Source organism: Bacillus cereus group sp. BfR-BA-01381 (assembly GCF_022663555.1).
In the GTDB taxonomy this organism is placed as follows: Bacteria; Bacillota; Bacilli; order Bacillales; family Bacillaceae_G; genus Bacillus_A; species Bacillus_A pacificus.
The window spans coordinates 1-4,798 of record NZ_JAKUFR010000165.1 but is presented as its reverse complement, the minus strand read 5'-3'; the positions used below and the strand labels follow the sequence as shown (position 1 = coordinate 4,798).

The following is a 4,798-nucleotide window of genomic DNA, read 5'->3' as shown; positions in this document are numbered from 1 at the left end:
CAAGGTCAACAACACCAACAACACCAACAATATCAACAGTATCAACAACAACAACAATCTTCTCCTTGGACAGGTGGAATTGGGGCAGGAGGAGCAGGGGCAGCAGCAGGAGCGGCTAGCATTAGTGGAGCAGCAGGACACGCGGGACACGTGGGTCATTAATGAATGGCAGAAAAAAAGACATAATAAAAAACTGCTAGGAAATCCTAGCAGTTTTTTTCAGCTTCTTGGCGTTGACGTTCGATTTCAGCACGAAGTTGTGGTTCTGGTGCTTGCCAGCCTTCAGGTTTTAGAATTTTGCCGTCGCCTTCGCGGAATCTTGGTTTCCCATCAGGGAATAGTTTTGCCATGTTTGCATTATTTACAATTTCGAATCCTTTATCAGGACGTACGCCCATTTCGGCAAACGTTCCGAATGCAAAGTAAATAAGGTCAATTAGTGCATCATATTGATCTTCAACAGTCGTTGCTTCTAGAAATTCTTCTAGCTCTTCTTGCATAAAACTCGCACGGATTTTTGCGCGTTCTTCTGTTAATTTTGTTGGAGTATTTGTCACAGGATGTCCGAATACTTCATGCATTTTCGCAACAAGTTCGTACCCTTTATCTAGACCTTTTTCGTTTGTCATGTTGTTTCATCCTTTCTCGCTTAGTGCCGAATCTCATTGTAACATAAGGTGATTATGAAATGAAAAGAACATCTTATAGAAAATAAGATGCTCGCCTGTTATTCTTCTTTCTTAATTAAAATGGATAAAATAAGATCGATGCCAAATATACCAACGAGTAACATTGGTATAACGACAAGTAAATAACGTGTGAAGGAAACATTTTTTAAGTATGTATGAGCAAATAAAAAGACGCCGAGAAATAAAATACCATTTAAAATAGGCTTTACTAATTTTTTAGACATAAGCTCCCCCATAAATATCTTCTCTCTCTATCTAAAATAAAAACTCCTCTTTCCGTTGTATCATGCTGGAGAGAGGAGTTCAATCATTTCTCATTCAATTACACCAGAATTTGTAATATTTACGGTGTATTTTATAGTAACCGGAACATCTTTGTACATTTGTCTCCACTCTTCTAATTTGAATGGGCGATAATGTTGCTTATATTTAGCACCTAGCCCGAGAGGATCGACGCCTAAAGACTTAAGTTGCTTAATTAACTTAGCAGCTTGTTTATCTAATTGTTTTTGGATGTTTTTTTCAATGTTTTTTGTGTTCTTGTTATTTTCTAAGTTAATTTGCTTCGATAGTTCTTGAATACGTGCATCAAGATGAACGTGAATGAAAAAAGAAGGCTTCCCGTTTTTAATTTTTATATCGTAAGTTGGAACAGAACGAATATTATTAATCATTACGTACGCGGAATCCGTTTTGAATTCATGTGAATCTAATTTATGTTTCTCTAATAGTCCTTTAAAGATGAACATATCTTTTTCTGCGATTTTCCCGATATATTTATCCTTTTTAAAAAGACCAATTCCGTTGATTTTTATTTTATCACCATGCTTCTTTAGAATGGGAATATAGTAGTCTTGCCCTTCTTGATAATAACGGAATGCTCCTACATGCAGATTATCTGTTGGTAAAGGACCGGTCTCCATATTATGTTCTAACAACTTTTTTATATAAATTGCAACGTTGTATGAAGTCGAATATTTGCCTTTTAAAAGTTCAGTACCATTCCCCTCTAATAAACCAACATATAAAGCGTTCCCTATGTTTACATCTCGAAGTAATGTATCGAATGAAGTAGACATTCCTGTTTTGGCAAGTCTTATCGTATATAGAGCGACACGCATTTGCCCACTAGCAAATGGTTGAGAAGACTCTAAAGATGTTTCAGCTTTTACTTGTTTTACGGCATTTGCGGTGCCTTCAAAAACTTGAACTTTATTTCCTTTTTTCTGAATGGGACAAACGAATGTCACTTTTAGTTTTTTATCTTTTGCAACATCAAATACTGTTCCTTGAATAAGTTGTACATCATCGATAATATTTTTTTGTAAACACCCAGTTAGACTGAAGAATGTTATACAAGAAATCAGTATTAATTTGCTTGTGCTTTTGATTTTTTCCATTTTCTTTTCACCCACACAATAATAAATAGAATTGGGATGTATACATAAATGAGCCAAAAACTAACCTTCGATGCATTACTAATAAAGTTATTAATATCGTGTCTGTTTGTTAAAAGTTGCGAAACAATGAGCGTGATAAAGATAAAAGCGATTAAAACACCTCTTTGCTTTACGCGGAATATTTCGTGAGTTGCTCTCATTGACGCCCATAAAGGGAGGATAAAACTTGAAATAATAACGAGTGCATAGCCTGAAATTGCAATATATTCGAGTCTTTCTATAAATGGTAATTGAATGACTTGAGTCATAGAAAGTTGGGGCCATATCGTTTTTAACAATTGTTTTTCACTAAAAAATGCAAAAGCTAAAAGGGTGCTAAATAGATATAGAAGATTTGAAAATAGTGCTCCGAGCTGAGCGTATTTATGAGATTGCATAGGCTTTTTTACAAATGGATACACCATGAGGTAAATCTCAAAACCGGTCATACTGTAGATTGACAGTTGAGCGGATTTTAAAATGTCTGAAAAGGAATGGGTGAATATAGGGAGTAAATTATCCCAATGTGAATATTTCAAAACGAATAAGCTTAGCAATAAATATCCTAATGTACCACCAACAGAGATGACGCAAATACCGGTAATTACACGAAATCCAGAAGAGATAATGTAATAGCTAACTAAGCACAAAAAGAGTGTTAACATAAAGGTGGAAGCGGTAGGAAACATCCATACTTGAATAATTTCAACATACGTTCGAATAACCGAAATACTGACGATTAAAAAATAAGCTGCAAAGATGATATTAAAGACATTCCCTATCCACTTTCCAAACGTTTGGCGTTGTAAATCAATTAAATTTCCATTTGTTTCTTTTAATAAAAAATACATTATCCATATAAGGAGGTGGATACAGAGCCCTGTGATTACAACGCCCATCCATCCGTCGTATCCAGCGGCCTTTGCGGTGATTCGAGCGAAGCCGAGAACGCCAGCACCGAACTGTGCACCGTGAATTAAGAAGAAAACGAAGATAGGAGATATTTGATATTTTTCTTGAACTTTACTCATCGAATGCACCTCATCTCTTAATCATCAAAGTCTGATCTATGTTTTGTTGAAATTCCTTTTGCTGCTTTTTTTACATGTTGTGGCCTTGCTTGTACATCACGTGTATCAATCATTGTTAAAGGGAAACGAATCCAAGAATCTTTAACAGATTGTTGTCTTGTTGGGTAGAACAAAGCGTACGGCTTGCGTAAAGAAGTAAGTCTAAATAGATGGGTAAATAAAAAGATAAATCCAAGAGAAATCCCGAAGAGACCTCCTATTTCTGCAAATATGAGAAACGGGAAACGTAGTAATCGAACCGCATTACCCATTTTATAAATAGGTGTAATAAAGGAAGCGAGTGCTGATAAAGCAACGATAATTAATAAAATGTTACTCGTTAAACCAGCTTGTACAGATGCTTGCCCGATTACGATACCGCCTACAATACCGAGCGTTTGACCAACTTTCATCGGTAACCTCGCGCCAGCTTCTCTCAGTAAGTCGATTGCAAGTTCTAAAAAGAGTGCTTCAATTAAAGGTGGGAATGGTACTTGTGCTCTTGATAAAATTAAAGTTTCAAGTAAATCACTCGGAATGAGTTCATAATGATAATTTAAAATTGCAACGTATAACGGTGTAGCGCATATTGAGAATAGAACGGCGATAAGGCGTAAAATTCTTGAGAATGTAGCGTATAACCAAGAGACGTTGTAGTCTTCTGGTGAAATGAAAAAATCGAAATAGGATACAGGTGTTAGTAAAACACTTGGAGAACCATCAACAAAAATAGCGATTTTCCCATCGATTAGTGCTTTTGTAACTCTATCAGTGCGTTCTGTATTGATATAGAGAGGGAAAATCGACTTTTCTCCCATTAATTCTTGTATATAAGCACTATCATTAATTTGATCATATTCAAGAGCGCGTAATGACTCTTCTAGAAAATCAACATTATCTTTTTCAGCAAGGTTGTCTAAATACATCATGACAACTTTTGTTTTGGAAAACTCACCAACAATCATCTCTTTTGTTTGTAAATCTAAAACAGGAAGACGTTTTCGGACTAAATTAATATTTGTATCAATATCCTCTACAAAACCTTCTTGTGGACCAATAACAGTCGATTCGTTTAAAGGAGGAGTTGGTGCACGATAATTATCAATTGCAATATTCGCGAGCATACATTTTTGATCTTGTTGATTTACTTGAACGATCGCATGCCCCTTTAACACCATGTCCTCAATTTTTTGTAAATCGTTCGTAATTGTAATGCCGCTCATCGGAATATGCTCTTTCAGCTCTTCTAGTGAAGCATTAGGTCGTTCTAAAAGAGTAGGCATTAAATACTTTTGCAATTTCTCACCATCAAGAGAAGGACGATAGTAAGAAATCCAATAAGGCATCGTTTCATCATCAGATGTGTGGTAATTAACGAAATCACTAGACTTTTTGAGTTTCTCTATTAAATCTTGTAGAGAATGAATACGATCTTTTTCTGGTTTCGTAAAATTATAAATACTATTACCTTTAGAGTTTTGCTGTTTATCTTGATCAGAGTTGTCTTGTTTAGAGTTTTGTTGTTTACTTTGATCAGAGTTGTCTTGTTTAGAGTTTTGTTGTTTATCTTGATCTGAGTCGCCTTGCTTAGAATCTTGCT

General features: G+C 35.5%; 5 protein-coding genes. All 5 read right to left on the bottom strand.

Translation table 11 applies throughout. The annotated features are described in order from the left end of the window. Window positions 1-206: 206 nt before the first annotated feature. The gene (locus tag MR079_RS27650; RefSeq protein WP_000180554.1) at window positions 207-629 is read right to left on the bottom strand and encodes a pyrophosphohydrolase domain-containing protein; all 423 of its coding nucleotides are present in this window, start codon (window positions 627-629) and stop codon (window positions 207-209) included. A gap of 98 nt (window positions 630-727) precedes the next feature. Next, window positions 728-913 carry a hypothetical protein gene (locus MR079_RS27645; protein ID WP_000038779.1) on the bottom strand — a complete coding sequence of 62 codons (186 nt, stop codon included), beginning with the start codon at window positions 911-913 and terminating at the stop codon, window positions 728-730. Window positions 914-1,003: 90 nt separating this feature from the next. Then, window positions 1,004-2,089 (bottom strand): spore germination protein GerHC, encoded by a 1,086-nt coding sequence (gerHC, locus tag MR079_RS27640; protein WP_242295021.1) that lies wholly within the window; start codon window positions 2,087-2,089, stop codon window positions 1,004-1,006. Further along, window positions 2,059-3,159, bottom strand: a complete 1,101-nt coding sequence (locus MR079_RS27635) for a spore germination protein (protein ID WP_139869808.1) — start codon at window positions 3,157-3,159, stop codon at window positions 2,059-2,061. Before MR079_RS27635 ends, gerHC begins: the two co-directional genes overlap by 31 nt. Before the next feature lie 17 nt (window positions 3,160-3,176). Then, a partial coding sequence (locus MR079_RS27630; RefSeq protein WP_242295020.1) for a spore germination protein occupies window positions 3,177-4,798 on the bottom strand: 1,622 nt, incomplete at its 5' end.